This window comes from Pseudomonas atagonensis (assembly GCF_011369485.1).
Taxonomy (GTDB): domain Bacteria; phylum Pseudomonadota; class Gammaproteobacteria; order Pseudomonadales; family Pseudomonadaceae; genus Aquipseudomonas; species Aquipseudomonas atagonensis.
This window is the reverse complement of record NZ_VXCA01000025.1, coordinates 581,087-607,667: the sequence shown is the minus strand read 5'-3', so window position 1 is coordinate 607,667 and position 26,581 is coordinate 581,087. Positions and strand designations below refer to the sequence as shown.

Below are 26,581 nucleotides of genomic sequence, written 5' to 3'. Positions count from 1 at the left end.
GATTCAGTTGTTAAAGAGCGGTTGGTTAAGATCTTTCGTCTCAACCGAGGCGCGCATTCTACAGCAGCCTCATTTGCTGTCAAGTGATTATTTTCAGAAGTTTTCGAAGAATTCTTCAACAACTTCAACCACTTGCGCTTCCGATCTCTCGTCAGCGGGAGGCGAATTCTACAGCGTTACACGCTGCTGTCAACACCTCTTTTTCAACTTCCTTTTGGCTTCGATGAACTGAAGCACTTACCGCCGAAACCTACATAACTCATTGAATCTCAAGGAGTTTTCCGTTTCGACTGCGCCGGAAGTGGGGCGAATTATAGACATCTGAAAATCGCCGTCAACTGTTAATTTCGTTTTTCTTTCAACAACTTGCAGATCGATTAAAAAACGTACAAAACCCACCCTAAATAGACATCCTTCTATATAGACGAAGCACTCACAGCACTCCTTCCTCCTTCAACGCTGCCACTGCACCGGCGCCCAAGCCCAGCACACGCTGCAAAACCTCCAACGTATGCTCACCCAATAAAGGAGGTGCACGACGATATTCGACCGGCGTCTGCGACATCCGGATAGGACTGGCCACCTGAGGCACCATCCCGGCCAACGCATGAGGCAACTCGATCGCCAGCCCACGAGCCTTCACCTGCGGATCTTCGAATACCTGGGACAGATCATTGATCGGCCCGCACGGCACCCCCGCTTGCTCCAATTGAGACACCCACTCAGCGGTAGTCTTGAAAACCGTCGACTGGCGAATCAGTGGTATCAACACCGCCCGATTCGCCACCCGCAGCTTATTAGTCGCGAAACGTGGATCATCAGCCCACTGCGGCTGCCCCGCCACTTCGGCAAACTTGCGGAATTGCCCGTCATTACCCACGGTAAGAATGAAATCACCATCAGCCGTCGGAAAATCCTGATAAGGCACAATGTTTGGATGCGCATTGCCGAGCCGCTTGGGCGCATTGCCGGTAGTCAGGTAGTTCATCGCCTGATTCGCCAGACAAGCTACCTGCACATCCAGCAACGCCATGTCGATATGCTGACCACCACCGTCGTGATCACGATGAGCCAGCGCTGCCAGGATCGCCACTGTCGAATATAGACCCGTGAGAATATCCGTCAGCGCAACCCCGACCTTCACCGGCCCAGCCCCCTCATCACCCTCCGGCCGACCGGTCAGGCTCATCAGCCCACCCAGCCCCTGAATCATGAAGTCATACCCGGCACGCTTGGCATACGGCCCGGTCTGGCCGAAGCCTGTGATCGAGCAATAGATCAGATCCGGGTTGATTGCCTTCAGCGATTCATAGTCCAGCCCATAGGCCGCAAGCCCACCCACTTTGAAGTTCTCAATCAGGATGTCCGACTTGGCAGCCAGTTCCCGCACAAGCCTCTGCCCTTCCGGACGGGTGAAGTCGATAGTCACCGATTGCTTGTTACGGTTGGCCGACAGGTAATAAGCCGCCTCTGTCGTATTTTCGCCATAGGCGTCTTTAAGGAATGGCGGCCCCCAGGCGCGAGTGTCGTCACCATTGCCCGGGCGCTCGACCTTGATCACCTCGGCGCCAAGGTCGGCGAGGATCTGCCCGGCCCACGGCCCGGCCAACACTCGCGATAAATCCAGTACCCGCAGATGCGACAGCGCGCCCATGACCGCTCTCCTATTAATAGAACGCTTGCAGACCGGTTTGTGCACGTCCGAGGATCAGCGCGTGAACGTCGTGAGTACCTTCATAAGTGTTCACCACCTCCAGGTTGACCAGATGTCGGGCCACACCGAACTCGTCGGAGATACCGTTGCCACCGAGCATGTCGCGAGCCATACGGGCGATGTCCAGCGACTTGCCGCAGGAGTTGCGCTTCATGATCGAAGTGATCTCGACAGCAGCAGTGCCTTCATCCTTCATGCGACCCAGACGCAGGCAGCCTTGCAGTGCCAGAGTGATCTCGGTCTGCATGTCGGCCAGTTTCTTCTGGATCAGTTGAGTCGCGGCCAGTGGACGCCCAAACTGTTGACGATCCAGCGTGTACTGGCGAGCGGTGTGCCAGCAAAATTCTGCAGCGCCCAGCGCGCCCCAGGAGATGCCGTAGCGTGCAGAGTTAAGGCAAGTGAACGGGCCTTTCAGACCACGTACGTCCGGGAAGATGTTCTCTTCCGGCACGAACACGTTGTCCATGACGATTTCACCAGTGATCGAAGCTCGCAGGCCGACCTTGCCGTGAATTGCCGGAGCACTCAGACCTTTCCAGCCTTTCTCCAGCACAAAGCCACGGATGTCGCCGGCATCGTCTTTGGCCCAGACCACAAACACATCGGCGATCGGGCTGTTGGTGATCCACATCTTGGCGCCAGTCAGGCTGTAGCCGCCGTCGACTTTGCGTGCGCGAGTAATCATCGCGCCCGGATCGGAACCATGGTTAGGCTCGGTCAGACCGAAGCAACCGATCCACTCGCCGGAAGCCAGTTTCGGCAGGTACTTCTGCTTCTGCGCTTCAGTACCGAATTCGTTGATCGGCACCATCACCAGCGAAGACTGCACACTCATCATCGAGCGGTAGCCGGAGTCGACACGCTCGACTTCACGAGCGATCAGGCCGTAGCTGACATAGTTGAGGCCGCTGCCACCGTACTGCTCAGGGATGGTCGCACCCAACAGGCCGACTTCGCCCATTTCGCGGAAGATTGCCGGATCAGTTTTCTCATGACGGAAAGCTTCGAGGACACGCGGTGCGAGGCTCTGTTGAGCGAACTGCTCGGCGGTGTCGCGGATCATGCGCTCTTCTTCGGTGAGCTGTTGATCCAGCAACAGGGGATCGATCCAGTTGAAGCTAGCTTTACCGCCCATGAGTGTGTCCTCGCAAATCGGGTGAATTAACGTGGCATTGATCCTAGGCGCGGTTCGCCGTCGCGGCAAACGAGGATTTCGCATTCTGTTGTGCTAATTTCTCACTCCGAAACGTCGCTGAATGCCTTTTAAGCGGCGCATTAGTGAGATTGACGTACATGCGCAGAAAGATCCCCAGCACCACGGCCCTGATCAGCTTCGAAGCCGCCGCTCGTCATGAGAGCTTTACCAAGGCTGCCGAAGAACTTTCCCTCACCCAAGGCGCCATTTGCCGACAGATCGCCAGCCTGGAAGACTTCCTCAGTGTGGAACTGTTCCGACGCTCGCGACGCGGGGTGAAACTGACTGAAGCCGGTCTTTCCTACAGCCGAAGGGTCGCAACGCAGCTCGATGCGGTTGAGCGCGACACGCTCTCAGTCATGGGCCAACAAGGCACCAACGTGATCGAACTGGCGGTGGTGCCGACCTTCGGCACGCAATGGCTGCTGCCAAGGCTCAAGGATTTCCAGCTCAAGCATCCGGAAGTAACAGTCAACCTGACCAACCGCACCCGCCCTTTCCTGTTCGCCGACACCGACTTCGATGCCGCAATCTACTTTGGTGATGCGGACTGGTCGGGCACCGAATCCCACAGATTGATGGGCGAGAATCCGATGCCGGTATGCAGCCCCGCCCTACTCGGCAACAAGCCCTATCTGACAGCCGACGAGATTGCCGATCTTCCTTTACTGCAGCAGACCACCCGCCCATATGCCTGGCGCCAGTGGTTCAACTCGCAACACTTGAATATCCCTCGCGACATGACAGGCCCACGCTACGAGCTATTCTCCATGCTGGCCCAGGCGGCCACGCACGACATGGGCATCGCACTGATTCCACCGTTCCTGATTCAGCGTGAATTGGCCGAGAAACACCTGGTGATTGCCAACCCGAATGCGCTCTCCAGTATCAAGGCGTACTACCTGATGATTCCGGAACGGAAAGTCGAATCGGCGTCTCTCAAGGCATTTCGTGACTGGCTGGTAAATCAGGCACAGAGCTACAGCCTAGAAGCATAAAGGCTTTCAGCGATAACTAACCCCGTAGTCAGAAAACCAAAAGCCCTACAGATATAAGTATTTGTCGCAAATCCACAGACTGTATCCGAAAGTCGTACAGACGTCCCACAAGCGCCTGAAGACGTGGCTTTGAGCCTTCATTCGCGACTCATTGCGACCTATTCACGTCACCGATAAGAAAATTCTTCAAATTCGTCCAGAATCCTTGCAAGGCACGGCCTGTAAGGGATTCAGCCGGCCATCTGCGACATTCGGTCACGGGATGACTTGTAGTTAATTTTCCGTCACCAGTCATAATCCCTTGAAGGGCATAAAGTTCGCCTGCAAAATGCCGCGCCCCGCCCTGATTTGGCGGGATCGTGCTGATCGGCCGCCCCAGTCGCACCATCCGCAGTGCCTGGGTTTACTCAATAAGATCACGCAGGAGATTTGACGTGCACATTGGTGTTCCTCTCGAAACCCAGACCGGTGAAACACGGGTTGCTGCAACCCCGGAAACCATTAAAAAGCTGATCAGCCAAGGTCATAAGGTCACTGTGCAATCCGGCGCCGGCGTGAATGCCAGCGTTGTCGACAGTGCCTATGAAGCGGCCGGCGCAACCATTGGCAGTGCCAATGACGCGTTTGGCGCCGAGCTGATTCTCAAAGTGGTCGCCCCGAGCGATGCCGAGCTGACGCTGATCAAGCGCGGCGCGGTGCTAGTGGGCATGCTCAACCCGTTCAACAACGAAAACATCGTCAAAATGGCCGAGTGCGGAATTACCGCGTTCGCCCTGGAAGCGGCGCCGCGCACCTCACGGGCGCAAAGTCTCGATGTGTTGTCCTCGCAAGCGAACATTGCCGGCTATAAAGCTGTGCTGCTGGCCGCTCACCACTACCCACGCTTCATGCCGATGCTGATGACCGCTGCGGGCACCGTGAAAGCGGCACGCGTGCTGATTCTTGGCGCAGGCGTGGCCGGGTTGCAGGCGATTGCCACGGCGAAACGTCTGGGTGCCGTGATCGAAGCGTCCGACGTACGTCCGGCCGTTAAGGAGCAGATCGAGTCGCTCGGTGCGAAATTCGTCGACGTACCTTACGAGACCGATGAAGAGCGCGAATGCGCCGTCGGTGTCGGAGGTTACGCACGGCCGATGCCTGCGAGCTGGATGCAGCGTCAGGCTCAGGCCGTGCACGAACGCGCCAAACAGGCTGACATCGTCATCACCACCGCACTGATTCCGGGTCGCAAGGCACCGACACTGTTGAGCGCAGACACCGTGGCGCAAATGAAACCGGGCTCGGTCGTCATCGATCTCGCGGCGGCTCAAGGTGGCAATTGCCCGCTGACCGTGGCCGATCAGGTCGTTGTCGAGAATGGCGTGACCATTTGTGGCCCGACCAATCTGGCCGGTGAAGTCGCCGCAGACGCTTCGGCGCTCTACGCGCGCAACCTGCTGGACTTCCTCAAGCTGGTCTTCACCAAAGAAGGCCAGTTCGACGTCAACCTCGAAGACGACATCGTCGCCGCGTGCCTGATGTGCCGCGACGGCCAAGTCATCCGCAAAAACGCCTAAGCAGGGATTCAGACGATGGAAGAGCTTATCTCCCCCGGTATCTACAACCTGATCATCTTCGTGCTGGCGATTTATGTCGGTTATCACGTGGTCTGGAACGTTACACCTGCGCTGCACACGCCTTTGATGGCGGTGACCAACGCCATTTCGGCGATCGTGATCGTCGGCGCCATGCTCGCCGCCGCACTGACCGTCACGCCGCTGGGCAAAACCATGGGCACCCTCGCGGTGGCGCTGGCGGCGGTCAACGTCTTCGGTGGCTTCCTGGTCACCCGCCGCATGCTTGAGATGTTCAAGAAGAAAGCCCCGAAAGTAAAAGAAGAGGCGCCGAAGTAATGAGCATGAATCTCGTCACGACGCTCTACCTGATCGCGTCGATCTGCTTTATCCAGGCTCTCAAAGGCCTGTCGCACCCGACTACGTCGCGGCGCGGCAACCTGTTCGGCATGCTCGGCATGGCGTTGGCCATCCTGACTACCGTCGGCCTCATCTATAAGCTCGGCGCTGAGTTGGCCACCGCCGGTATCGGTTATGTGATCGTCGGCCTGCTGATCGGTGGCACCGCCGGTTCGATCATGGCCAAGCGCGTTGAAATGACCAAGATGCCGGAACTGGTCGCGTTCATGCACAGCATGATCGGCCTCGCGGCAGTGTTCATTGCCATTGCAGCTGTGGTTGAGCCGCAATCGCTGGGCATCGTCAAGCAACTGGGCGACTCGATCCCGACGGGCAACCGACTGGAGCTGTTCCTCGGTGCTGCGATCGGTGCGATCACCTTCTCCGGTTCGGTGATTGCGTTCGGCAAGCTGTCGGGCAAGTACAAGTTCCGTCTGTTCCAGGGCGCACCAGTACAGTTCGCCGGTCAGCACAAACTGAACGCAGTGCTGGGTCTGGCGACGCTGGCACTCGGTCTGACCTTCATGTTCACCGGCAACCTCACAGCTTTTGCGTTGATGCTGGCGCTAGCGTTCGTGATGGGCGTGCTGATCATCATCCCGATCGGCGGTGCGGACATGCCGGTCGTAGTGTCGATGCTCAACAGCTATTCGGGCTGGGCGGCGGCGGGTATCGGCTTCTCGCTGAACAACTCGATGCTGATCATTGCCGGTTCGCTGGTGGGTTCGAGCGGTGCAATCCTTTCGTACATCATGTGCAAGGCGATGAACCGTTCCTTCTTTAATGTGCTGCTCGGCGGTTTCGGCAACACGGCGGACGCAGGTCCTGCCGGCGCGAAAGAAGCCCGTCCGGTGAAATCCGGCTCGGCTGACGACGCGACCTTCCTGCTGACCAACGCCGACACCGTGATCATCGTGCCGGGCTACGGTCTGGCGGTGGCTCGCGCGCAGCACGCCTTGAAAGAACTGACCGAGAAGCTGACTCACCGTGGCGTGACCGTGAAGTACGCGATCCACCCGGTTGCCGGTCGGATGCCGGGCCACATGAACGTCCTGCTCGCCGAGGCTGAAGTGCCTTACGATCAAGTGTTCGAGATGGAAGACATCAACTCCGAGTTCGGTCAGGCCGACGTGGTGTTGGTACTCGGCGCGAACGACGTGGTCAACCCGGCCGCGAAGAACGATCCGAAATCGCCGATTGCCGGCATGCCGATTCTTGAAGCGTTCAAGGCCAAGACCATCATTGTCAACAAGCGCTCGATGGCCAGCGGCTATGCCGGTCTGGACAACGAACTGTTCTACCTGGACAAGACCATGATGGTGTTCGGCGACGCGAAGAAAGTCATCGAAGACATGGTCAAAGCGGTCGAGTAATCCATCGCTGCTGCACCCAACGCCCCGACTCGTCGGGGCGTTTTTATTTGCGCAAAACGTCGGACAATATGCCGCGTTGTTGCAGATCCGGTAACGGTGTTTTACTTGAAACCAGCTAAATAGACGCCTCGTTTGCGACCTTGGTAGCGGGACAGGCGCCCGTCAAATTCACTAGACTGCGCATCCTGCTACTCGCTTCCCGAGATAATAATCCATGTACCGTGACCGTATTCGCCTGCCTTCGTTGTTGGATAAAGTGATGAGCGCCGCCGACGCCGCTGCGCTGATTGAGGACGGCATGACCGTCGGCATGAGCGGTTTCACCCGCGCCGGCGAAGCCAAAGCCGTCCCTCACGCACTGGCCGAGCGGGCCAAGGTCACGCCGCTGAAGATCAGCCTGATGACCGGCGCCAGCCTGGGCAATGACCTCGACAAGCAACTGACAGAGGCCGGTGTGCTCTCGCGGCGCATGCCGTTCCAGGTCGACAGCACCTTGCGCAAGGCGATCAACGCCGGCGAAGTGATGTTCATCGACCAGCACCTGTCGGAAACCGTCGAACAACTGCGCAACCAGCAACTGAAGCTGCCGGACATCGCTGTGATCGAAGCCGTGGCCATTACCGAACAGGGTCACATCGTGCCGACCACGTCGGTAGGTAACTCGGCGAGCTTCGCGATTTTCGCCAAACAGGTCATCGTCGAGATCAACCTGGCGCACAACGCCAACCTCGAAGGCCTGCACGACATCTATATCCCGACCTATCGCCCGACGCGCACGCCGATCCCGTTGGTAAAAGTTGACGACCGCATCGGCAGCACAGCGATCCCGATTCCGCCGGAAAAGATCGTTGCCATCGTCATCACCCAGCAGTCTGATTCGCCGTCCACGGTGTCGACCCCGGATGTCGACACCAACGCCATCGCCGAACACCTGATCACCTTCTTCAAGCAGGAAGTCGATGCCGGGCGCATGACCAACAAGCTCGGCCCGCTGCAGGCCGGGATCGGCAACATCGCCAATGCGGTGATGTGTGGCCTGATCGACTCACCGTTCGAAGACTTGACCATGTACTCCGAAGTGCTGCAGGACTCGACCTTCGACCTGATCGACGCCGGCAAGCTGAGCTTCGCGTCGGGCAGCTCGATCACGTTGTCGGAGCGTCGCAACAGCGACGTGTTCGGCAATCTGGAGAAGTACAAGGACAAACTGGTATTGCGTCCGCAGGAAATCTCCAACCACCCGGAAGTGGTACGCCGCCTGGGCATCATCGGCATCAACACGGCGCTGGAATTCGACATCTACGGTAACGTCAACTCCACCCACGTCTGCGGTACGCGGATGATGAACGGCATCGGTGGTTCCGGCGACTTCGCGCGCAACGCGCATCTGGCGGTGTTTGTGACCAAATCGATCGCCAAGGGCGGCGCGATTTCCAGCGTGGTGCCGATGGTCAGCCACGTTGACCACACTGAACATGACGTCGACATCCTGGTGACCGAAGTGGGGCTGGCGGATCTGCGCGGTCTCGCGCCACGCGAACGTGCGCGGGTGATCATCGACAACTGTGTGCACCCGGACTTCCGCCAGGCGCTGAATGACTACTTCACGTCGGCCTGTGCAATCGGTGGTCACACCCCGCACATCCTGCGGGAAGCCTTGAGCTGGCACATGAATCTGGAAGAAACCGGTCGCATGCTCGCGGTTTGATTCACACAGATAAACCACCGATGCAAACACAGTTTGTATCGGTGGACCCTCACACCGCTTGCGACCGACAAAAACTGTACTGCTGTACCGGTCTTTTCCTACGGCATTTACCTACCTTTCTGACAGAATCGAGCAAAAACGCACCACTTTTGTGCAGATAGGTACAGTTTGCTCAATTTTGACCCGTACACCGCCTGTAAACAGTTAACTGGTCACTCACAATACAGTTGAACTGTATCTAGAGAGACTAGGCAAACGAGAGGATCATGGGCACCAGTCAAACCACTACCTGATCCCGCCACAAGCGGAAGGATGTCAACCATGGAACGTACACTCAGTTCCGAACTGTTCTTCGAAGACAAAGCTGCAAAAACCCAGGCTTCCCTGCCTCTGCGCGTTATCGCCAACCTGATGTTGTGGCAGCGCCGCATCTCCAGCCGCCATCAACTGGCCCGTCTGGATTCGCGTCTGCTGGCTGACGCCGGTATCAGCGAAGCTCAACGCTACGAAGAGCTGAGCAAGCCGTTCTGGCGCTAAGTAGCGTCGCTGGCTCTGGTCGTTAGACCCACCGCCAGCAACCCGAATTGAACAAGCAAAACCCGTCGTGGGAAACCACGGCGGGTTTTGTCGTTTTGGGGGGGTGAAACTACCCGTACAGGCGCGTGCAAGACCAACAAGTACAGTTTGATTAAAGCCAAATCTGAACCAGTACAATTTCGCTCCAGTGTATCTGCCCTGCATTCTGTTCCAGGCTCAACATGACCTTCCGCCTTCTCTGGCTAAAGGAATACGTCATGAATGACTTACAGGATGTTTCAGCAATTTCATTGCAACCCGCGCGCCGCCCCATCGCCATACGGCGCTTGCTACGGGGTCTCTGGCAAGGTCTGGAGCGAGCCAGAACCCGGCGCCTGCTGGCCCAACTCAACGGTCGGGATCTGGCCGATCTGGGTTTGAGCCATGCCGATCGGCTGAATGAAATGGAGAAACCGTTCTGGCGCTAGCATTCTGCCCTCTGTGCGAACCGCGTCCGCAGGCCTAATATCCATGCAGAACGTGGCGAACGATGCGCAACTGGCGTCTGACTCCTCAGATACCGAGCCACCTCTCAATACGGTTTATCCACAGGAGTTACATCATGTCCCGTCTTCGTCTGCTCAGCGCTGCCGCCCTGCTGGCCGTGGCTGCCAATGCCAGCGCCACCAGCTTCATCGTCACCACCGATGCCGTTGTCGGTGCCCTGAAATCCTCGTCTGACGCCACTTCCGATGTCACTTCGTCCTTTCGCGACGACAAGATCGTACTTGCCGCCCGTGACGACGCTGCCAGTTTCGTTGCAAGCGAAGGCGAAATCCGTGGGGTGAAACTGGAGAGCGCGCTGGATCACATCCGTCATCAGGCGCCACAGCTGGACGCGACCGACGCGCAACTGGCTCAGGCAATCCTGACGATCTAAGCGATTGCGCCTGATCGGGACACGCGGGTCGTGTCCCGATGTTTCGACACTGGCTCTGGCCCGGGCATTGCGCTAGCCTTCAGGCTCGCCAACCGTTACCGAGTCTCATGCGTTATCTTCAAAATCTACTGATCCCTTCCGTTTTGTTTACCGCCTGCTGGACGACGTCGGTCGAAGCCTTCGACGTGTCGACCCAAAACACCGTTGTCAGCGTCTGGGCAACCGGCATGGTGTCTTCGGCGCCGTTCGACCGTAAACTGCTGGTCGCCGCTCACGATGACGCGGCTGCGTTTGTTGCCAGTGACGGTGAGATGCGAGGCGCACGCCTGGAATCCGCGCTGCATTACTTGCGCAAAACCCGGCCGAAACTTCATGTCAGCGACCTTGAACTGGCGCAGGCAATTCTCGTCCAATAGTTATCTCAGTCCCTCGTTATCATTGCCCCTCCGGAGTCGTTCCATGCGTAGCCCGCTGATTGCTGCCGCCCTTGGCCTGTTTTTACTGGCCGACGTGGCCCAGGCGCACACCCTGGTAGCCACCAGTAACATCATCGTCCGCGCCTCCCAGCGCACCATCGATTTCACTTCCGATACGACTACGTCGATCCGCGATTCGAAAATCATCCGTGAAGCCCACGACGACGCTGCCAGTTTCGTCGCCAGCAACGGTGATATCCGTGGCGCGCACCTGGAAGCCGCGCTCAACACCCTGCGCACTCGCGTGCCGGAAGCGCGCGACGCCAGCGATCAGGTGCTCGCCGAAGCCATCCTCGCACTGTGAAGTCACTCGGCGCCTGGCTGCTGGCCGGGACGCTGTTGCTACTTGGCAACAGCGCCCACGCCGGCCTGCAATTACGGCTCAAGACCGACGGTCTGAGCCCGGCCCAACAACAGGCCAGCCAGGCGCTGATCGATGAGGCGATGCAAAAACTGCCGCCGAGCTTCATCGAGCGGCTGGACCGGCGCATCGATGTTGGCTGGACCGACGACATGCCCGCCAATGCCTATGGGCAGGCCACGCTGGTCGCAGAACTCGATCTGAACCGCAAACTGCTCGCCAGCCTCACTGACGGCAGCGCGGCCAAAGAGAAAACCAACCGCCCCCACGGCACCGTACGCCAGGAATTGCTCGCCACGGTATTGCATGAAATCACTCACATTTATGATCGCGCGCGCCTCTGGCCACAGGCCGAACGCACGCTGATCCAGCGCTGTACCCGCCGCTTCAACAGCGCCGGGCTGATCGGCATTCCCGATGAGTGCCGTGGCCAGAATGGTCGGCGCTTTACCCTCAGCGATGATCCACGTCTGCTCGACCTTGCCGGCTGGCAACAATACGTAGGGCGTCGCGGCGAGCGTGAGCAACACAACCGCCAGATCGCCCGCAGCCCGGATCTGTACGAAATCTCCAGCCCCAAGGAATTCGTTGCGGTCAACATGGAGTATTTCCTCCTCGACCCGAGTTACGCCTGCCGTCGCCCGGCACTGTACCGTTATTACCAGGATCACTTTGGCTGGGCACCGCCGGCCAAAGACACCTGCGCGAAAACCTTCGCGTTCCTTAATGCCGGCAACGATTTCGCCAAACAGCCACTGGGCCAGGTAGATCCGGAGCGTGTCTACGCCGTCGATTACCTGCTGGCCGAGGCCAATCAGAACTGGGTCAGCCGCTGGGGCCACAGCATGTTGCGCCTGGTGATCTGCGCGCCTGGGCGGCCGCGCGGCCCGGATTGCCGGCTCGACCTGGATCAGCATCTGGTGCTGTCGTATCGCGCCTTCGTTGGTGATGTGCAGCTCTCAAGCTGGGACGGGCTGGTCGGCAAGTACCCGTCGCGGTTGTTCGTCTTGCCGCTGGCGCAAGTGATCGACGAGTACACCAAAACCGAATTGCGCAGCCTGGCATCGGTGCCCCTGAACCTGACACGTAAAGAGATCGAAGGCGTGGTCGAACACGCCGCCGAAATGCACTGGAGCTACGACGGCAACTACTTCTTCCTGTCCAATAACTGCGCAGTGGAAGGGCTGAAATTATTGCGCAGCGGTAGTGACAATACACAATTCGTCGGCCTGGACAGCATCATGCCCAACGGCTTGCTGGAAGTGATGAAGGGCCGTGGTCTGGCCGATACCAGCGTGCTGGACGACCCGAAAGAGGCGCTGCGTCTGGGTTATCGCTTTGACTCGTTCCGCGATCGTTATCAGGCGATGTTCGATGTACTGAAGAAGCAATTGCCGATCCGACAGACCACCGTAGAAGATTGGCTTTCGTTGTCCGCCGAGGAACGCCGTGAATGGTTCGAGCGCGCCGACTTGCGCACCAGCGCTGCTTTGCTGCTGCTGGAGCAGGCAAGTTATCGCCGGCAATTGTTGCTGGCGCAGGACGAAGTCAAACAGCGTTACCTCGGTGCGCGCGAGCTGGAAAACGGCGGGATGGACAAGGCCAATGCGACCTTGCAGGAAATCCTCGCCAACAGCGGTTTCCTCAGCCGTCCGGCGGAGCTGCTCGATTCAAAAGGTTACGGATTGCCGCAGCCAAGTGAGTTCAGCCGACTGGAAGCGGAAAGCAGTCAGCGCCAGAAAAAGCTGCTGGCGCTTTCCGGTGATCTGGACGCTGAAGTACGCAAGTTGCTGGAGCCCAAGCGTGCAGCGGAGATTGCGGCCAGCGAGGAGAATGTGAAGCAGATTGGCGCGCATTTGCGCAAATTGCACAAGGCTTCGGGCGGCCTGGAACTGCCTTAAACCTGAGGTTAAGTGCATACCTGTGGCGAGGGGATTTATCCCCGTCGGGTCGCGAAGCGGCCCCTAAATCAGCGAACCCGGTTATTCAGATAAACCGCGCTCGCTGAATTGCGACTGCTGAGCAGCCGGACGGGGATAAATCCCTCGCCACAGGTAATCCTTGTCAGATCAATTCAGGACACCATCGAGAATTTCGTAAACGATCCCGGTACCTACCGCGATCAACACAATGTCGCTCCCGGCCCGGCGCCATTCGTAGCCCGGATACACCGGCAAACGCCCCAACGCACGACCATCCAGCCGCTCACCGTAATAACCATGGGGCAACGGCCGGCCACGCTCCAGATGAATCCCCGGAGGCGGCGGCGCCCCGCGTACAAAGTAGCCATGATTGTCGCGAATGGTCTGGCGCACCGGACCGAAGTCATGCGGTGGCGGGCCACCACGGTGATCGTTCGGCGGACCACGGTGCTCATCGCGATGGTCATCGCCGTGATTATCGTAATGGCCCTGTTGCGGGCCGCCATGGTCGTGATCATCGCGCGGATCGGCGCTGGCCAGCAGCGGTGTCGCGCTGATCATCAGCACGCCCAGTCCGGCAATCAGACGTTTCGGCATTTTCATCGAGTCTTTCCTCACGGCACAAACAGCAAAAAGGGATTCAGAACGTGGTTCTGAATCCCTCGGTCTTGCTCATTTAGTCTGTACCGCGAAGTGCTAATTCCTCTGTATCAGGAACTTTACCTTCAACTGACGCGGGCCTTACGCACACCTTCGGACAGTGCCGAACACAGGCTCAGTACGCCGTCGATGGCTTGATCCGGCGTGGTTGCGTTGGCGATGTGATCGATCAATGCCGAACCCACCACCACGCCATCGGCCAGACGCGCGATGGCCGCCGCCTGCTCCGGGGTACGGATACCGAAACCGATGCTGATCGGCAGGTCGGTATGCCGACGCAGGCGCGCCACCGCTTCCTCGACGTGCTCCAGCGTCGCCGCACCGGCACCGGTCACACCGGCCACCGACACGTAGTAAACGAAACCCGAGCTGCCGTTGAGCACTTTTGGCAGGCGTGCATCGTCGGTGGTCGGCGTGGTCAGGCGAATGAAGTCGATGCCCGCAGCCTGGGCCGGATCGCACAGCTCCGAGTTGTGCTCAGGTGGCATGTCGACCACGATCAGGCCATCAACGCCGGCCTCTTTGGCTTCAGCGATGAAGCGCTCGACACCGAACTTGTGGATCGGGTTGAAGTAACCCATCAGCACCAGCGGCGTGTCGCTGTTGTCCTTGCGGAACTCGCGAACCATTTGCAGGGTTTTCAGCAGATTCTGCTTGGCGGCCAACGCACGAATGTTCGCCAGTTGAATCGCCGGGCCATCGGCCATCGGGTCGGTGAACGGCATGCCCAGTTCGATCACGTCGGCACCGGCCTTCGGCAAGCCTTTAAGGATCGCCAACGAAGTGTCGTAATCCGGGTCGCCTGCGGTGACGAAGGTCACCAGTGCAGCACGGTTCTGTTCTTTGAGTTCGGCAAAGCGGGTTTGCAGGCGGCTCATCAGTGTTTCTCCTGCTTGGAGGTTTCCATGTGGTGCATGACGGTCTGCATGTCTTTGTCGCCGCGACCGGACAGGTTGACCACCATCAGATGATCCTTCGGCAGTTTCGGTGCGCGTTTGAACACTTCAGCCAAGGCATGGGCGCTTTCCAGTGCCGGAATGATCCCTTCCAGGCGGCAGCACTGGTGGAATGCGGCGAGGGCTTCGTCGTCGGTCACCGAGGTGTACTGAACGCGACCGATGTCGTGCAACCAGGCGTGTTCCGGGCCGATGCCCGGGTAGTCGAGGCCGGCGGAAATAGAGTGGGCGTCGATGATCTGGCCATCGTCGTCCTGCAGCAGGAAGGTACGGTTTCCGTGCAGCACACCCGGTACGCCGCCGTTTAGGCTGGCCGCGTGTTTGCCGGTCTCGATGCCGTAACCGGCGGCTTCAACACCGATGATCTCGACGCTCTTGTCGTCGAGGAACGGGTGGAACAGGCCCATGGCGTTGGAACCGCCACCGATGCACGCCACCAGGCTGTCTGGCAGACGACCTTCCTGAGCTTGCAACTGATCACGAGTTTCTTTGCCGATCACGGCCTGGAAGTCGCGAACCATCGCTGGGTAAGGATGCGGGCCGGCCACGGTACCGATCAGGTAGAAGGTGCTGTCAACGTTGGTCACCCAGTCACGCAGCGCTTCGTTCATCGCATCTTTAAGCGTACCGGTGCCGGCCACGACCGGGATGACCTCCGCGCCCAACAGCTTCATGCGAAATACGTTGGCCTGCTGACGTTCGATGTCCGTGGTGCCCATGTAGATCACGCAATCCAGACCGAAACGCGCCGCCACGGTGGCGGTTGCCACACCGTGCATGCCGGCGCCGGTCTCGGCGATGATGCGTTTCTTGCCCATGCGCCGCGCCAGCAGGATCTGGCCGATGCAGTTGTTGATCTTGTGCGCGCCAGTGTGGTTCAGCTCTTCGCGCTTGAGGTAGATCTTGGCGCCACCGCAGAACTCGGTCAGGCGCTCGGCGAAATACAGCGGGCTCGGACGTCCGACGTAGTCGCGCTGGAAGTAGGCCAATTCCTCTTTGAACGCCTGATCTTCCTTGGCCGCTTCGTATTCGCGGGCCAGATCGAGAATCAACGGCATCAGGGTTTCGGCGACGTAGCGGCCACCAAACGAGCCGAACAGGCCGTTATCGTCCGGGCCGTTACGCAGATTAGAGGTGTTCGAAGTCTGGGTCATGGGTCGCTCCAGGTGAATTCGGGTCAAGAGACAATGACGCCCACTCTACCCCTGACCTTCTATGCTGAAAACCGATAAGATCGCCGCAACCTGTCAGGAAAACTCACAGATACCATGAGCCACGACCTTCCCCCGCTTAACGCTTTGCGTGCCTTCGAAGCCACCGCCCGGCTCAACAGCGTCAGTCAGGCGGCTGAACAGCTGCACGTTACTCACGGCGCGGTCAGTCGTCAGCTCAAAGTGCTGGAAGAACACCTTGGGGTCAGTCTTTTCGTCAAGGATGGGCGCGGCTTGAAACTCACAGATGCAGGTGTACGCTTGCGCGATGCCTCCGGTGAGGCCTTTGACCGGTTACGCAGTGTTTGCGCCGAACTGACCCAGAGCACTGCCGACGCCCCGTTTGTGCTGGGTTGTTCTGGAAGCTTGCTGGCACGCTGGTTTATTCCGCGCCTGGGACGACTGAATGCCGATTTGCCGGACTTGCGTTTGCATCTGTCGGCCGGGGAAGGCGATCTCGACCCTCGGCGCCCGGGGCTGGATGCCTTGCTGCTGTTCGCAGAGCCGCCATGGCCAACGGACATGCAAGTTTATGAACTGGCCGCAGAACGTATCGGCCCGGTGATGAGTCCGCTGTTCAGCGGCTATCATCGCCTGCAAACCGCGCCAGCCTCAGCGCTGCTCAGCGAACCTTTGCTGCACACCACATCCCGCCCGCAGGCGTGGCCAAGCTGGGCGCAACAAAACCACCTCGACGCCAAGGCGTTGAAGCTCGGGCAAGGTTTTGAACATTTGTATTATTTGCTGGAAGCCGCAGTCGCCGGACTTGGCGTGGCCATCGCGCCGGAACCGCTGGTGATCGAAGATTTGAAGGCCGGTCGCCTGGTTGCGCCGTGGGGCTTCCGTGAAACCCCGGCGCAACTGGCGCTGTGGCTACCCAAGCGCGCCGCGGACGGGCGCGCCCGACAACTGGCGCAATGGCTCAAGAATGAGCTGCGCCAGAGCGATCACTCGCCGCGTTTGAACAGCAAGTAAGCGGCGAGCAGACCAATCGCGCCGACCGCGACACCGGCGGTTGTCCACGGATGATCCTGCGCGTAATCGCGGGTGGCGATACCGGTTTCGCGGGTTTTCACTTTGACTTCTTCGTAGGCATCGCTGAGCAGGTGACGCGAATGTTTCAGCGCACTTTCAGCATTGCTTTTCAGCGCCTTGAGGGTCTTGCGCGACTCGTCCGAAGCGTCGTCCTTCAGGCTTTCCAACGATTTGAGCAGACTCTCGATCTCGGCTTCCATGCTTTGCAACGAGGCTTTACGTAAAGAGGTGTTGGCCATGGTGGCTCTCCTGCATTGGTGATGAGTGGCGTGTGTTGTTTGGGACTTCAGCGGTTTCAGAAAGTGCAGAAAATCTGAACTTCGTCTGCGCAGAGCCGCCGAAATCAACAGTGCGGATTCACTGCTAGTCTCAATTCCACACGTCTATGCCCCACGCCAAGGAGATCCCAATGAGTGACCATCACACGTACAAGAAAGTCGAGCTGGTCGGTTCATCGACCAGCAGCATCGAAGACGCCATCAACAACGCGCTGGCGGAAGCGAACAAGAGCATCAAGCACCTGGAGTGGTTTGAAGTGGTCGATACCCGTGGCCACATCAAGGACGGCAAGGCTGCGCATTTTCAGGTAACACTCAAAGTCGGCTTCCGGATTGCCAGTAGCTGAGTTTGGTCTACGCTTCTGAACTTGCGCGCTGGCCGAGTGCCATAGGAATGGCAAAGCGCTACAGGGTGGGCACAGCAGATCAATGATCCGATGCCCGCCTCATTTAATCCGACCAGGGAGTGCGACCGATGAAGAAGTTCATATTGGCAGTAGGTTTGTTGAGCCTTGCGGGTGGTGCGTTTGCTGCCGGCAAGCCGTGTGAAGAGCTGAAAAGCGAGATTGCAGCGAAGCTGGACGCCAAGGGCGTTTCCGGGTATTCGCTGGAGATTGTCGACAAGGGTGCAGCGGCTGGCGGCAAAGTCGTCGGCACGTGCGAGGGCGGTGCCAAAGAAATCGTCTACAAACGCGGCTGATCGAGCCTGAAATGCAAAAGCCGACGCTGTGCGTCGGCTTTTTTGTACCCGGCTATCTTTTACACAACTATCAGACCTCAGCCCTTCATCACCTGCGCCAGCAACTCATAGGAGTGCAGGCGATCGGCGTGCTCATACAGGTCGCAAGTGAAAATCAGCTCGTCGGCCTGAGTCTGCTCCACCAGCACTTCCAGCTTCGCGCGGACTTTCTGCGGGCTGCCGACCATCGCCAGACCGAGGAAATCACCCACCGCTTCACGTTCGTGAGGCAACCACAGGCCATCCATGGATTTCACCGGCGGACGTTGCACCAGACTTTGCCCACGCATCAGCGCGAGAATTCGTTGGTAGACAGAAGTCGCCAGATAGTCGGCCTGCTCGTCGGTGTCGGCTGCCACCAGTGGCACGCCGAGCATCACGTACGGTTTGTCGAGCACCGCCGACGGCTTGAAATGGTTGCGGTAAACGCGAATCGCCTCGTGCATGAAGCGCGGGGCGAAGTGCGAGGCGAAGGCGTAAGGCAAACCGCGCTCACCGGCCAGTTGCGCACTGAACAGACTGGAACCGAGCAACCAGATCGGCACATTGGTCCCGGTGCCCGGCATCGCGATGACGCGTTGATCCGGCGTGCGCGGGCCAAGGAATCGTACCAGTTCGGCAACGTCTTCGGGGAAGTCGTCGGCGCTGCCGGAACGCTCGCGACGCAAGGCACGGGCGGTCATCTGGTCGGAGCCTGGCGCGCGACCCAGACCAAGATCGATACGGCCCGGGTACAGACTTTCAAGGGTGCCGAACTGCTCGGCGATTACCAGCGGCGCATGGTTAGGCAGCATCACGCCACCCGAACCGACACGAATGGTCGATGTACCGCCAGCCAGATAACCGAGCAACACTGAAGTTGCGGAACTGGCGATGCCGTCCATGTTGTGGTGCTCGGCGACCCAGAATCGGGTGTAGCCGAATTTTTCGACATGCTGCGCCAGATCCAGCGAGTTGCGCAGCGATTGCGCCGGGCTGCCGTTCTCGCGCACCGGCACCAGATCGAGGGTGGAAAACTTTACGTCGGACAGTTGCTTCATAAACCTGCGTCTCCGAGTGAGGAGGCAGGTTTTTCTTGCGAACGAAAACCTGCCGAATCCATAAGCGTGTTTTGTGCAATAAGGGCATATACCCGAGTTTCAATAGCAGCGATGAAATTTCCTACTAAAAAAGTCAACGATTCAGATGAGCTGAACTTTGTCGCGGCGTCTATCCTCAGAAGCCTTGCAAGCAAAAACCACGTCGACGCGGCGTTTCGCGTCAGTTCTTGAGGAGGCAGACATGGCTATCGTGAAGAAAGCATCCGCGCATTGGGCAGGTGATCTGAAAACCGGCATCGGCTCGATTTCCACCGAGACCGGCGTCCTCAGAGAAGCACCCTACGGCTTTAAGGCCCGCTTCGAGGGCGGCAAGGGCACCAACCCGGAGGAACTGATCGGCGCGGCGCATGCCGGCTGTTTCTCCATGGCGTTTTCGATGATTCTCGGCGATGCCGGGCTTACGGCCGAGAGCATCGACACCAATGCGGAGGTCACTCTCGACCAGGTCGATGGCGGTTTCGCGATCACGGCGGTGAAGTTGATCCTCAAAGCCAAAATCCCCGGTGCCACCCAAGCGCAGTTTGAAGAGCTGAGCAACAAGGCCAAGGAAGGATGCCCGGTGTCGAAAGTGCTGAATGCGAAGATTACCCTAGAGGCTTCGCTGGTCAGTTAATGAATTGAGCCGGATCAGAACCCGCCAGGCAAAACGGTGGTCGAATAAATGACAGCAGCTTTTGCGCATTGTCGTGCGCGCTGCTCCAGGGAGCTTCAACCATGAAACGTTTTGCTTTGGCGGTTATCTGTGGCGCACTGGCGACTTCGGCCTTCGCGGCGCCCAAGGATTGCGAAGAATTGAAGAACGAGATTGAGATCAAGATTCAAGCCAACGCCGTGCCTTCCTACACACTGGAAATTGTCAGCAAGGAAGAGGCAGAAAAGCACGATGTGGCCATGGTCGTTGGCACCTGCGACAACGGCACCAAAGCGATCATCTATCAGAAGAACGACCACTGAGCCGCTTCAGATAATGCAGTTGTAGTCGTGATCTTCGGCGACGATTTCGCGATTGGCGTTGTACAGCCGGGCACTCGGGGTGAACGCCAGCGAACGCCCCTCCAGCACGTAACGCTGCCCGGCTTCGAAATGGTCGTAGCGGATGTACAGGTAGCACAGGCGCTCGACTGGGCCGTTCATCAAGCTGCCGCCACCGCCAAACACTTCGAAGTCAAACCGCACGCGTAATTCGTGACTGCCGGGAGTGACTTGAAAGTAGCGCCCGTCGTTCAGTCGTTGGTTGTCGAGGCGTTCGGCCATCAACACTTTGCCGCCGGGTGTCGGCGTCGAGAAATCGACCCAAGCCATCTGCGGATCAACCGGCGGCAACGGTGTCTGGCAACCGGTCACAACACTGACAACGAGCAGCAACAGCAACTTGCGCATGATGAATATCCATAGGTCCGAATACTCAGCATAGCGCCGATCAGGTGCGCTGACAGCCTGCTGGCGTGCCCTGGCCTACCACGTTGCGCTGCTCGTCATAGAGCTTGGCCCAAGGCCGGAAGCCAATACTGCCGGCCTGCAACTGGTAACGCTGGCCCGCATTGAAGTCCTTGAATTTCACACTCAACTGGCAATCGCGCCACAGCGGCTCAGCGTCGGGACCGATGTTGGTAGCCTCCACCGGAAATTGATAACGCACCTTCAACTCGTGGCTGCCAGGCTGCACTTCAAAGTAGCGTTTGTCGGCGGTCGCCTTGGTATCGACCTGCAGCGCTTGCAGCGCCGTGTCCTGTTGCCGGGCGTTCAAATCAACCCACGCTTGCGAGGGGTCGGGATCGGGCATTCCGAATCCGGCACAACCGGCCAGCGTCAGCAGGCCTCCTGTCAGCATCAACATGCGCATAGCGGTGCTCCTTTAGGCGGGATAGTCTTGCGGGCAGACTTTCCGGGGGATTTCTTATTTTGATCAGGCCGCTTCCAAGCCATGGGTTACTTGATCGCGTTTTTCGGATTTTGTTTCCGGGTGTGATGCTTTTGCTGCTCAACGGTTGTACCAGCGTCAGCTACTACAGCCAGTTGGCAAGTGGTCAGTGGCAGCTGTTGCGGGCACGTGAGCCGGTGGAAAAGGTCATTGCCGACCCGAGCCGCGACGCGTCATTGCGCGCGCACCTGGCCCAGTCGCAGAAGGCCCGCGTCTTCGCCAGCGAGCATCTGCACCTGCCGGACAACCAGAGCTATCGCCTGTACGCCGACATCGGCCGGCCATTTGTGGTGTGGAACGTGTTCGCCACCGCAGAGTTTTCCCTGACCCCGCAGAACCATTGCTTTCCGATTGCGGGATGCGTGGCCTATCGCGGCTACTACAACCAGAGCGCGGCGCGGGGCGAAGCGGCGATCCAGCGTTTGCAGGGCATGGACGTGTCGATTGGTGGCGTCGAGGCTTATTCGACGCTGGGCTGGTTCAACGACCCGATTCTCAATTCGATGATGGGCTGGGGCGATGAGCGACTGGCCACGCTGATCTTTCATGAGCTGGCCCATCAGCGTTTTTATGTGAAGGACGACACCGAGTTCAACGAATCCTTTGCCACATTTGTCGAGCAGGAAGGTACGCGGCAGTGGCGGGCGTTTCGCGGATTGCCGGCAGATAACGATTCAAAGTTCAAGCAGCGCGATCAATTCATCGAGTTGGTGCTCGACATACGTTCACGACTGGAAACGTTGTATGCGCAGCCGTTGCCCGTGGAACAGATGCGCGAGAGCAAAGCAGCAGCCTTCGAGCAGTTCCGCCGGGACTATCGGCTGATGCGGGACAGTCAGTGGGCCGGGGACAAGCGTTATGACGCCTGGGTGAATGCGCCGCTGAATAACGCACGGTTGTTGCCGTTTGGACTGTATGACCAGTGGGTGCCGGCGTTTGCGGCGTTGTTCAGGCAGGTTGGCGGGGACTGGGTGCGGTTTTATGCCGAGGTGGAGAGGTTGGGGGAGTTGCCGGGAACTGAGCGTAAAGCGGCTTTGAAAATATTGGCGGATCCAGACCGTTGAGTTGGTTGGGAGGACGTCATCGCGAGCAGGCTCACTCCTACAGGGGAATACGTTCCAAATGTAAGAGTGAGCCTGCTCGCGATAGCGTAATAATCAGCGCTGCAAAAATGCCTGGTGCAACTCAGCCAAAGTCTCGAAGTGATAAGCCGGCGCTTCGGCATTCAACTCTTCAAAACTGCCAAATCCATAACCAACCGCCGCCGCATCCAACCCATTGCTGCGCGCCCCGATCAGGTCATGCTTGCGATCGCCGATCATCAAAGTATTGGCCGGATCCAGCCCCTCCTCCTTCATCAGATGCGCAATCAGCTCGACTTTGTTGGTCCGCGTGCCATCCAGTTCACTGCCGTAAATCACCTTGAAGTGTTTGGCAAAGTCGAAGTGCCGGGCAATCTCACGAGCGAACACCCAGGGTTTCGATGTCGCGATATACAATTGCCGCCCCTGCCCGCTCAGGGTTTCCAGCAACGGTGTGACGCCATCGAACACACGGTTCTCGTACAGGCCGGTGACCTTGAAGCGCTCGCGATAGAAATTCACCGCTTCCCAGGCTTTGGCCTCATCGAAACCATAAAACTGCATGAACGCCTGCAACAACGGCGGGCCGATGAAGTGTTCAAGCCTGGTCAGGTCCGGCTCGTCGATGCCGAGTTTGCCGAGGGCGAACTGGATAGAACGGGTAATGCCCTCACGCGGGTCGGTCAGAGTGCCATCGAGGTCGAACAGTACGGTCTGGTAATGCATGAGAAATCCTGAGCAGGTGTAAGACGATTCAGATCTGGTCGTAGCCTTCGGCCAAATGCAGATCCTTGAGCTTCACGTAGTTCGCCGCGCTGTAGGTGAAGAAGGCGTTTTCCTTGTCGGTCAGTGGGCGGATCTGTTTCACCGGGCTACCGACATAGAGGAAGCCGCTTTGCAGGCGCTTGCCCGGCGGCACCAGGCTGCCCGCACCGATGATCACGTCATCCTCGACCACCGCGCCGTCCATGACGATGCTGCCCATGCCGATCAACACACGGTTGCCGACGCTGCAACCATGCAGCATGACTTTGTGGGCGATGGTCACGTCATCGCCGATCAGCAGCGGGAAGCCATCCGGGTTGAACGGGCCAGCATGAGTAATGTGCAACACGCAGCCATCCTGCACGCTGGTACGCGCGCCGATGCGGATGCGGTGCATGTCGCCACGGATCACCGTCAGCGGCCAGACGGAGCTGTCTTCGCCGATTTCGACGTCGCCGATCACCACCGCCGAGGCGTCGACAAACGCGCCTTTGCTCAGGCTGGGAGTGTGATTCTGGTACTTGCGAACGGACACGATAAGTTCTCTCTCTGTCGCCGATAGCTGCGGTGAGTGTCGATTGTAATTAAGATGGGGCAATGTTTCCCCAGCCAAGGTGCCAACCGTGAGCGTGAACAACCCTCTGCTGCAGTCCTACGACCTGCCACCGTTCTCCACGATCCGTGCCGAACACGTCCTGCCAGCCATCGAAACCATCCTGGCCGACAACCGCGCCGCCATCGCCGAAATCCTCAAGACCCAAGGCCAGAATCCGACCTGGGCCGGCCTGGTGTTGGCGATGGATGAGCTCAATGATCGCCTCGGTGCTGCCTGGAGCCCGGTTAGCCACCTCAACGCCGTGTGCAACAGTGCCGAACTGCGCGAAGCCTACGAGTCGTGCCTGCCAGCCTTGAGCGCTTACTCCACCGAGATGGGCCAGAACCGTGAGCTGTTCCAGGCCTATGAAGCGCTGGCTAACAGCCCCGAAGCAGCCGGTTTCGATGTGGCGCAAAAGACTATTCTGGAACACGCCCTGCGTGATTTCCGCCTGTCGGGTATCGACCTGCCGGAAGCCGAACAGAAGCGCTACGCCGAAGTGCAGAGCAAACTGTCCGAGCTGGGCAGCCGTTTCTCCAATCAACTGCTCGACGCCACTCAGGCGTGGACCAAACACATTACCGATGAAGCCGCCCTCACCGGCCTGACCGATTCGGCCAAGGCGCAAATGGCCGCTGCCGCGCAGGCCAAAGGCCTTGATGGCTGGCTGATCACCCTGGAATTCCCGAGCTACTACGCCGTGATGACCTACGCGCAAGACCGTGCGCTGCGCGAGGAAGTCTACGCCGCCTACTGCACCCGCGCCTCGGATCAAGGCCCGAATGCAGGCCAGAACGACAACGGCCCGGTGATGGAAGAAATCCTCGACCTGCGTCAGGAACTGGCCAGGCTATTGGGTTTTGCCAGTTTCTCCGAGCTGAGCCTCGCGACCAAAATGGCTGAATCCAGCGATCAGGTACTGAGCTTCCTGCGCGATCTGGCCAAGCGCAGCAAACCGTTCGCCGCGCAGGATCTGCAACAGCTGCGCGCCTACGCCGCCGAACAGGGCTGCGCTGACCTGCAAAGCTGGGACAGCGGTTTCTACGGTGAAAAGCTGCGTGAACAACGCTACAGCGTCGCTCAGGAAACCCTGCGCGCTTACTTCCCGATCGACAAAGTGCTGGGCGGCCTGTTCGCCATCGTTCAGCGTCTGTACGGCATCGAAATCGCCGAGCAGAAAGGCTTCGACACCTGGCACCCGGATGTTCGCCTGTTCGAGATCAAGGAAAACGGCCAGCACGTCGGCCGCTTCTTCTTCGACCTCTACGCTCGCGCCAACAAGCGTGGCGGTGCCTGGATGGACGGTGCCCGTGACCGTCGCCGCACTATCGATGGCGTGCTGCAAAGCCCTGTCGCCAATCTGGTGTGCAACTTCACCCCGGCCGACAGCGGCAAGCCTGCGCTGCTGACCCACGATGAAGTGACCACGCTGTTCCACGAATTCGGCCATGGCCTGCATCACCTGCTGACTCGCGTCGAACATGCCGGCGTGTCGGGCATCAACGGCGTGGCGTGGGATGCGGTCGAGTTGCCGAGCCAGTTCATGGAGAACTGGTGCTGGGAGCCGGAAGGCCTCGCGTTGATCTCCGGCCATTACGAAAGCCGCGAGCCACTGCCGCAAGACCTGCTGGAAAAAATGCTCGCGGCGAAGAACTTCCAGTCCGGCCTGATGATGGTCCGTCAGCTGGAGTTCTCGCTGTTCGACTTCGAACTGCACGCTACCCACGGCGACGGTCGCAGCGTTGCGCAGGTATTGGAAGGCGTGCGTGACGAGGTTTCGGTCATGCGTCCGCCGGCCTACAACCGCTTCCCGAACAGCTTCGCGCACATCTTCGCTGGCGGTTACGCGGCGGGGTACTACAGCTACAAGTGGGCAGAAGTGCTCTCGGCCGATGCCTTCTCGAAGTTCGAAGAGGACGGTGTGCTCAACGCTGAAACCGGTCGCGCCTTCCGTGAAGCGATCCTGGCACGCGGCGGTTCGCAGGCGCCGATGGTGCTGTTCGTCGACTTCCGTGGCCGTGAGCCGTCGATTGACGCACTGTTGCGCCACAGCGGCCTGAGTGAGGACGCGGCAGCATGAGTGAGGGGCCTGTGATTACCAAGAAACGCTTTATCGCCGGGGCGGTCTGCCCGGCGTGCAGCGAACCGGACAAGCTGATGATGTGGAACGAAGACAGTGTTCCACACCGTGAGTGTGTGGCCTGCGGTTACTCCGACACGCTCAACGAGCAAGGGCTGTCGGTTCCCAAGGAGCTGGGCACGCGGGTCAACACCAGCGCGCTCAAACCAGCGCCGGACAAGACCGTGCAAGCCGTGCAGTTCTTCCCGAATCCGAAACTGAAGAAAAAATCCGAAGACTGAGTGGCGATTTCTACCCTCCACGGCGCAATGCCGTGGAGGGTAGCCCTCACTTCAAATTGACCGACTGAAACCAGCTCTTCATCGAGCAGGTGGCGAACGCGCTGGTGCTGCAATCGCCGTTGGCCAACGCTGTACGCAACTTGTCGACATCCGCCTGCATCATGTAGCGAATACCGTCCTTGAAGTGAGTACTGTCGCCAAAACCGCCCTGCGTCATCTCACTCAACGCATCTTCCTTGCTCCAGCCCTGCACGACTACGCGATACATCGCCGCCATCAGACCGGTGCGATCCGAGCCGTGCTTGCAATGCATCAGCACCCGGCCCTCGGCTTCAGCAGCCTGAATCGCGCGCAACGTCTTGAGCACATCGCTGTCGTCGACATGGTTGGTGCGGTACGGCAACTGCACCTGGTGGATGCCCGGCTCGGACAGCCAGTTGCTGTCGGCTTCCGGCAGGAAGTTGATCACCGTGGCCACCTTCAGATTCTTCAGCAACGGCACGGCGCCGTCGTCGGGCAAGGCACTGCGGTAGAGCGTCGGCGACATCTGGAACAGGTTGTATTGCACTTCAACCGGTTGCGCCCATTCGCTGGGGCGAGCGGTGATTGCCGCGTCAGCCTGAGCCGGGATCAAGTGCAACAAGACAACAAGCGACAAACACAGGGCAGGGAAAAGACGCACTCGGGACATGCTGGGTTGACCGTGTCGGGATTATTTATTGA

General features: G+C 58.9%; 31 protein-coding genes. 19 read left to right on the top strand and 12 right to left on the bottom strand.

All coding sequences use genetic code 11. From position 1 onward, the window contains the following. Positions 1-433: 433 nt before the first annotated feature. The gene (locus tag F2P67_RS18395) at positions 434-1,654 is read right to left on the bottom strand and encodes a CaiB/BaiF CoA transferase family protein (RefSeq protein WP_166222254.1); all 1,221 of its coding nucleotides are present in this window, start codon (positions 1,652-1,654) and stop codon (positions 434-436) included. Positions 1,655-1,667: 13 nt separating this feature from the next. Continuing rightward, positions 1,668-2,849, bottom strand: coding sequence for an acyl-CoA dehydrogenase (locus tag F2P67_RS18390; protein ID WP_007953903.1), 1,182 nt, complete (start codon positions 2,847-2,849; stop codon positions 1,668-1,670). A 158-nt stretch (positions 2,850-3,007) separates the two neighbouring features. Here F2P67_RS18390 and F2P67_RS18385 point away from each other — a divergent pair, with 158 nt between their 5' ends. From F2P67_RS18385 to F2P67_RS18335, 11 genes are all read left to right on the top strand, one after another. Beyond that, positions 3,008-3,907: a LysR family transcriptional regulator gene (locus F2P67_RS18385; RefSeq protein WP_166222253.1), complete on the top strand. Its 900-nt coding sequence runs from the start codon at positions 3,008-3,010 to the stop codon at positions 3,905-3,907. A gap of 434 nt (positions 3,908-4,341) precedes the next feature. Beyond that, positions 4,342-5,463 (top strand): Re/Si-specific NAD(P)(+) transhydrogenase subunit alpha, encoded by a 1,122-nt coding sequence (locus F2P67_RS18380; protein WP_166222252.1) that lies wholly within the window; start codon positions 4,342-4,344, stop codon positions 5,461-5,463. Positions 5,464-5,478: 15 nt separating this feature from the next. Then, positions 5,479-5,799, top strand: a complete 321-nt coding sequence (locus tag F2P67_RS18375; protein ID WP_003187417.1) for an NAD(P) transhydrogenase subunit alpha part 2 — start codon at positions 5,479-5,481, stop codon at positions 5,797-5,799. Beyond that, the gene (locus tag F2P67_RS18370) at positions 5,799-7,232 is read left to right on the top strand and encodes an NAD(P)(+) transhydrogenase (Re/Si-specific) subunit beta (RefSeq protein WP_166222251.1); all 1,434 of its coding nucleotides are present in this window, start codon (positions 5,799-5,801) and stop codon (positions 7,230-7,232) included. The genes F2P67_RS18375 and F2P67_RS18370 overlap by 1 nt, the downstream gene beginning before the upstream one ends. Before the next feature lie 214 nt (positions 7,233-7,446). Beyond that, positions 7,447-8,940, top strand: a complete 1,494-nt coding sequence (gene scpC / locus F2P67_RS18365; protein WP_166222250.1) for a succinyl-CoA:acetate CoA-transferase ScpC — start codon at positions 7,447-7,449, stop codon at positions 8,938-8,940. A gap of 321 nt (positions 8,941-9,261) precedes the next feature. Then, positions 9,262-9,477, top strand: a complete 216-nt coding sequence (locus F2P67_RS18360) for a DUF1127 domain-containing protein (RefSeq protein ID WP_003220409.1) — start codon at positions 9,262-9,264, stop codon at positions 9,475-9,477. A gap of 257 nt (positions 9,478-9,734) precedes the next feature. Further along, a complete protein-coding gene (locus F2P67_RS18355) occupies positions 9,735-9,944 on the top strand; it encodes a DUF1127 domain-containing protein (RefSeq protein WP_166222249.1) in 210 nt (69 codons plus the stop codon). 134 nt (positions 9,945-10,078) lie between these two features. Then, positions 10,079-10,396 carry a DUF2388 domain-containing protein gene (locus F2P67_RS18350; RefSeq protein WP_166222247.1) on the top strand — a complete coding sequence of 106 codons (318 nt, stop codon included), beginning with the start codon at positions 10,079-10,081 and terminating at the stop codon, positions 10,394-10,396. A gap of 107 nt (positions 10,397-10,503) precedes the next feature. After that, positions 10,504-10,812 (top strand): DUF2388 domain-containing protein, encoded by a 309-nt coding sequence (locus F2P67_RS18345; protein ID WP_166222245.1) that lies wholly within the window; start codon positions 10,504-10,506, stop codon positions 10,810-10,812. A 43-nt stretch (positions 10,813-10,855) separates the two neighbouring features. Beyond that, positions 10,856-11,176, top strand: coding sequence for a DUF2388 domain-containing protein (locus tag F2P67_RS18340; RefSeq protein WP_034152281.1), 321 nt, complete (start codon positions 10,856-10,858; stop codon positions 11,174-11,176). After that, positions 11,173-13,134 carry a DUF7844 domain-containing protein gene (locus F2P67_RS18335; RefSeq protein ID WP_166222243.1) on the top strand — a complete coding sequence of 654 codons (1,962 nt, stop codon included), beginning with the start codon at positions 11,173-11,175 and terminating at the stop codon, positions 13,132-13,134. Before F2P67_RS18340 ends, F2P67_RS18335 begins: the two co-directional genes overlap by 4 nt. A gap of 168 nt (positions 13,135-13,302) precedes the next feature. On the opposite strand, the gene F2P67_RS18330 is transcribed toward F2P67_RS18335, so the two are convergent. The 3 genes from F2P67_RS18330 to trpB form a co-directional block, all read right to left on the bottom strand. Next, positions 13,303-13,758 carry an anti-virulence regulator CigR family protein gene (locus F2P67_RS18330; RefSeq protein WP_166222242.1) on the bottom strand — a complete coding sequence of 152 codons (456 nt, stop codon included), beginning with the start codon at positions 13,756-13,758 and terminating at the stop codon, positions 13,303-13,305. Between the two features lie 122 nt (positions 13,759-13,880). Next, on the bottom strand, positions 13,881-14,693 hold the full coding sequence (trpA, locus tag F2P67_RS18325) for a tryptophan synthase subunit alpha (protein ID WP_166222241.1): 813 nt from the start codon (positions 14,691-14,693) through the stop codon (positions 13,881-13,883). Then, on the bottom strand, positions 14,693-15,925 hold the full coding sequence (gene trpB / locus F2P67_RS18320; RefSeq protein WP_166222240.1) for a tryptophan synthase subunit beta: 1,233 nt from the start codon (positions 15,923-15,925) through the stop codon (positions 14,693-14,695). The genes trpA and trpB overlap by 1 nt, the downstream gene beginning before the upstream one ends. A gap of 114 nt (positions 15,926-16,039) precedes the next feature. On the opposite strand from trpB, the gene F2P67_RS18315 reads away from it, so the two are divergent. Beyond that, complete coding sequence (locus F2P67_RS18315; protein WP_166222239.1) at positions 16,040-16,957, top strand: LysR family transcriptional regulator; 918 nt, start codon at positions 16,040-16,042, stop codon at positions 16,955-16,957. On the opposite strand, the gene F2P67_RS18310 is transcribed toward F2P67_RS18315, so the two are convergent. Beyond that, positions 16,930-17,256, bottom strand: coding sequence for an ElaB/YgaM/YqjD family protein (locus F2P67_RS18310; RefSeq protein ID WP_166222238.1), 327 nt, complete (start codon positions 17,254-17,256; stop codon positions 16,930-16,932). The genes F2P67_RS18315 and F2P67_RS18310 overlap by 28 nt on opposite strands. 170 nt (positions 17,257-17,426) lie before the next feature. Here F2P67_RS18310 and F2P67_RS18305 point away from each other — a divergent pair, with 170 nt between their 5' ends. Both F2P67_RS18305 and F2P67_RS18300 read left to right on the top strand, forming a co-directional pair. Continuing rightward, positions 17,427-17,642, top strand: coding sequence for a dodecin (locus F2P67_RS18305; protein ID WP_003220389.1), 216 nt, complete (start codon positions 17,427-17,429; stop codon positions 17,640-17,642). A gap of 128 nt (positions 17,643-17,770) precedes the next feature. After that, on the top strand, positions 17,771-17,995 hold the full coding sequence (locus F2P67_RS18300; RefSeq protein WP_166222237.1) for a DUF1161 domain-containing protein: 225 nt from the start codon (positions 17,771-17,773) through the stop codon (positions 17,993-17,995). A 77-nt stretch (positions 17,996-18,072) separates the two neighbouring features. Here F2P67_RS18300 and F2P67_RS18295 read toward each other — a convergent pair whose 3' ends face one another. Continuing rightward, positions 18,073-19,074 carry an LLM class flavin-dependent oxidoreductase gene (locus F2P67_RS18295; RefSeq protein ID WP_166222236.1) on the bottom strand — a complete coding sequence of 334 codons (1,002 nt, stop codon included), beginning with the start codon at positions 19,072-19,074 and terminating at the stop codon, positions 18,073-18,075. A gap of 241 nt (positions 19,075-19,315) precedes the next feature. On the opposite strand from F2P67_RS18295, the gene F2P67_RS18290 reads away from it, so the two are divergent. Both F2P67_RS18290 and F2P67_RS18285 read left to right on the top strand, forming a co-directional pair. Next, complete coding sequence (locus tag F2P67_RS18290) at positions 19,316-19,747, top strand: OsmC family protein (RefSeq protein WP_123536992.1); 432 nt, start codon at positions 19,316-19,318, stop codon at positions 19,745-19,747. Positions 19,748-19,848: 101 nt separating this feature from the next. Further along, positions 19,849-20,088, top strand: a complete 240-nt coding sequence (locus F2P67_RS18285; RefSeq protein ID WP_166222235.1) for a DUF1161 domain-containing protein — start codon at positions 19,849-19,851, stop codon at positions 20,086-20,088. Positions 20,089-20,094: 6 nt separating this feature from the next. On the opposite strand, the gene F2P67_RS18280 is transcribed toward F2P67_RS18285, so the two are convergent. Together F2P67_RS18280 and F2P67_RS18275 are read right to left on the bottom strand one after the other, a co-directional pair. Next, positions 20,095-20,514 carry a PA0061/PA0062 family lipoprotein gene (locus F2P67_RS18280; RefSeq protein WP_166222234.1) on the bottom strand — a complete coding sequence of 140 codons (420 nt, stop codon included), beginning with the start codon at positions 20,512-20,514 and terminating at the stop codon, positions 20,095-20,097. 40 nt (positions 20,515-20,554) lie between these two features. Then, complete coding sequence (locus F2P67_RS18275) at positions 20,555-20,977, bottom strand: PA0061/PA0062 family lipoprotein (RefSeq protein ID WP_166222233.1); 423 nt, start codon at positions 20,975-20,977, stop codon at positions 20,555-20,557. Between the two features lie 59 nt (positions 20,978-21,036). Between F2P67_RS18275 and F2P67_RS18270 the strand changes: the two genes are divergently transcribed. Further along, positions 21,037-22,119, top strand: coding sequence for an aminopeptidase (locus F2P67_RS18270; RefSeq protein ID WP_166222232.1), 1,083 nt, complete (start codon positions 21,037-21,039; stop codon positions 22,117-22,119). Between the two features lie 93 nt (positions 22,120-22,212). Here the strand turns inward: F2P67_RS18270 and F2P67_RS18265 are convergent, their stop codons facing one another. Next, positions 22,213-22,863, bottom strand: a complete 651-nt coding sequence (locus tag F2P67_RS18265; RefSeq protein WP_166222230.1) for an HAD family hydrolase — start codon at positions 22,861-22,863, stop codon at positions 22,213-22,215. Positions 22,864-22,891: 28 nt separating this feature from the next. Further along, complete coding sequence (locus tag F2P67_RS18260; protein ID WP_166222228.1) at positions 22,892-23,437, bottom strand: gamma carbonic anhydrase family protein; 546 nt, start codon at positions 23,435-23,437, stop codon at positions 22,892-22,894. An 88-nt stretch (positions 23,438-23,525) separates the two neighbouring features. On the opposite strand from F2P67_RS18260, the gene prlC reads away from it, so the two are divergent. Both prlC and F2P67_RS18250 read left to right on the top strand, forming a co-directional pair. Continuing rightward, the gene (gene prlC / locus F2P67_RS18255; protein ID WP_166222226.1) at positions 23,526-25,577 is read left to right on the top strand and encodes an oligopeptidase A; all 2,052 of its coding nucleotides are present in this window, start codon (positions 23,526-23,528) and stop codon (positions 25,575-25,577) included. Beyond that, a complete protein-coding gene (locus F2P67_RS18250; protein ID WP_166222224.1) occupies positions 25,574-25,858 on the top strand; it encodes a YheV family putative zinc ribbon protein in 285 nt (94 codons plus the stop codon). The genes prlC and F2P67_RS18250 overlap by 4 nt, the downstream gene beginning before the upstream one ends. 46 nt (positions 25,859-25,904) lie before the next feature. On the opposite strand, the gene F2P67_RS18245 is transcribed toward F2P67_RS18250, so the two are convergent. Then, on the bottom strand, positions 25,905-26,549 hold the full coding sequence (locus F2P67_RS18245) for a dual specificity protein phosphatase family protein (RefSeq protein ID WP_166222222.1): 645 nt from the start codon (positions 26,547-26,549) through the stop codon (positions 25,905-25,907). Positions 26,550-26,581 lie beyond the last annotated feature (32 nt).

Coding starts and splice junctions, on each gene's coding strand:
- F2P67_RS18395 (WP_166222254.1), bottom strand. CDS start 1,654: ATGGGCGCGCTGTCGCATCTGCGGGTACTGGATTTATCGCGAGTGTTG.
- F2P67_RS18390 (WP_007953903.1), bottom strand. CDS start 2,849: ATGGGCGGTAAAGCTAGCTTCAACTGGATCGATCCCCTGTTGCTGGAT.
- F2P67_RS18385 (WP_166222253.1), top strand. CDS start 3,008: ATGCGCAGAAAGATCCCCAGCACCACGGCCCTGATCAGCTTCGAAGCC.
- F2P67_RS18375 (WP_003187417.1), top strand. CDS start 5,479: ATGGAAGAGCTTATCTCCCCCGGTATCTACAACCTGATCATCTTCGTG.
- F2P67_RS18370 (WP_166222251.1), top strand. CDS start 5,799: ATGAGCATGAATCTCGTCACGACGCTCTACCTGATCGCGTCGATCTGC.
- scpC (WP_166222250.1), top strand. CDS start 7,447: ATGTACCGTGACCGTATTCGCCTGCCTTCGTTGTTGGATAAAGTGATG.
- F2P67_RS18360 (WP_003220409.1), top strand. CDS start 9,262: ATGGAACGTACACTCAGTTCCGAACTGTTCTTCGAAGACAAAGCTGCA.
- F2P67_RS18355 (WP_166222249.1), top strand. CDS start 9,735: ATGAATGACTTACAGGATGTTTCAGCAATTTCATTGCAACCCGCGCGC.
- F2P67_RS18350 (WP_166222247.1), top strand. CDS start 10,079: ATGTCCCGTCTTCGTCTGCTCAGCGCTGCCGCCCTGCTGGCCGTGGCT.
- F2P67_RS18345 (WP_166222245.1), top strand. CDS start 10,504: ATGCGTTATCTTCAAAATCTACTGATCCCTTCCGTTTTGTTTACCGCC.
- F2P67_RS18340 (WP_034152281.1), top strand. CDS start 10,856: ATGCGTAGCCCGCTGATTGCTGCCGCCCTTGGCCTGTTTTTACTGGCC.
- F2P67_RS18330 (WP_166222242.1), bottom strand. CDS start 13,758: ATGAAAATGCCGAAACGTCTGATTGCCGGACTGGGCGTGCTGATGATC.
- trpA (WP_166222241.1), bottom strand. CDS start 14,693: ATGAGCCGCCTGCAAACCCGCTTTGCCGAACTCAAAGAACAGAACCGT.
- trpB (WP_166222240.1), bottom strand. CDS start 15,925: ATGACCCAGACTTCGAACACCTCTAATCTGCGTAACGGCCCGGACGAT.
- F2P67_RS18315 (WP_166222239.1), top strand. CDS start 16,040: ATGAGCCACGACCTTCCCCCGCTTAACGCTTTGCGTGCCTTCGAAGCC.
- F2P67_RS18310 (WP_166222238.1), bottom strand. CDS start 17,256: ATGGCCAACACCTCTTTACGTAAAGCCTCGTTGCAAAGCATGGAAGCC.
- F2P67_RS18305 (WP_003220389.1), top strand. CDS start 17,427: ATGAGTGACCATCACACGTACAAGAAAGTCGAGCTGGTCGGTTCATCG.
- F2P67_RS18300 (WP_166222237.1), top strand. CDS start 17,771: ATGAAGAAGTTCATATTGGCAGTAGGTTTGTTGAGCCTTGCGGGTGGT.
- F2P67_RS18295 (WP_166222236.1), bottom strand. CDS start 19,074: ATGAAGCAACTGTCCGACGTAAAGTTTTCCACCCTCGATCTGGTGCCG.
- F2P67_RS18290 (WP_123536992.1), top strand. CDS start 19,316: ATGGCTATCGTGAAGAAAGCATCCGCGCATTGGGCAGGTGATCTGAAA.
- F2P67_RS18285 (WP_166222235.1), top strand. CDS start 19,849: ATGAAACGTTTTGCTTTGGCGGTTATCTGTGGCGCACTGGCGACTTCG.
- F2P67_RS18280 (WP_166222234.1), bottom strand. CDS start 20,514: ATGCGCAAGTTGCTGTTGCTGCTCGTTGTCAGTGTTGTGACCGGTTGC.
- F2P67_RS18275 (WP_166222233.1), bottom strand. CDS start 20,977: ATGCGCATGTTGATGCTGACAGGAGGCCTGCTGACGCTGGCCGGTTGT.
- F2P67_RS18265 (WP_166222230.1), bottom strand. CDS start 22,863: ATGCATTACCAGACCGTACTGTTCGACCTCGATGGCACTCTGACCGAC.
- F2P67_RS18250 (WP_166222224.1), top strand. CDS start 25,574: ATGAGTGAGGGGCCTGTGATTACCAAGAAACGCTTTATCGCCGGGGCG.
- F2P67_RS18245 (WP_166222222.1), bottom strand. CDS start 26,549: ATGTCCCGAGTGCGTCTTTTCCCTGCCCTGTGTTTGTCGCTTGTTGTC.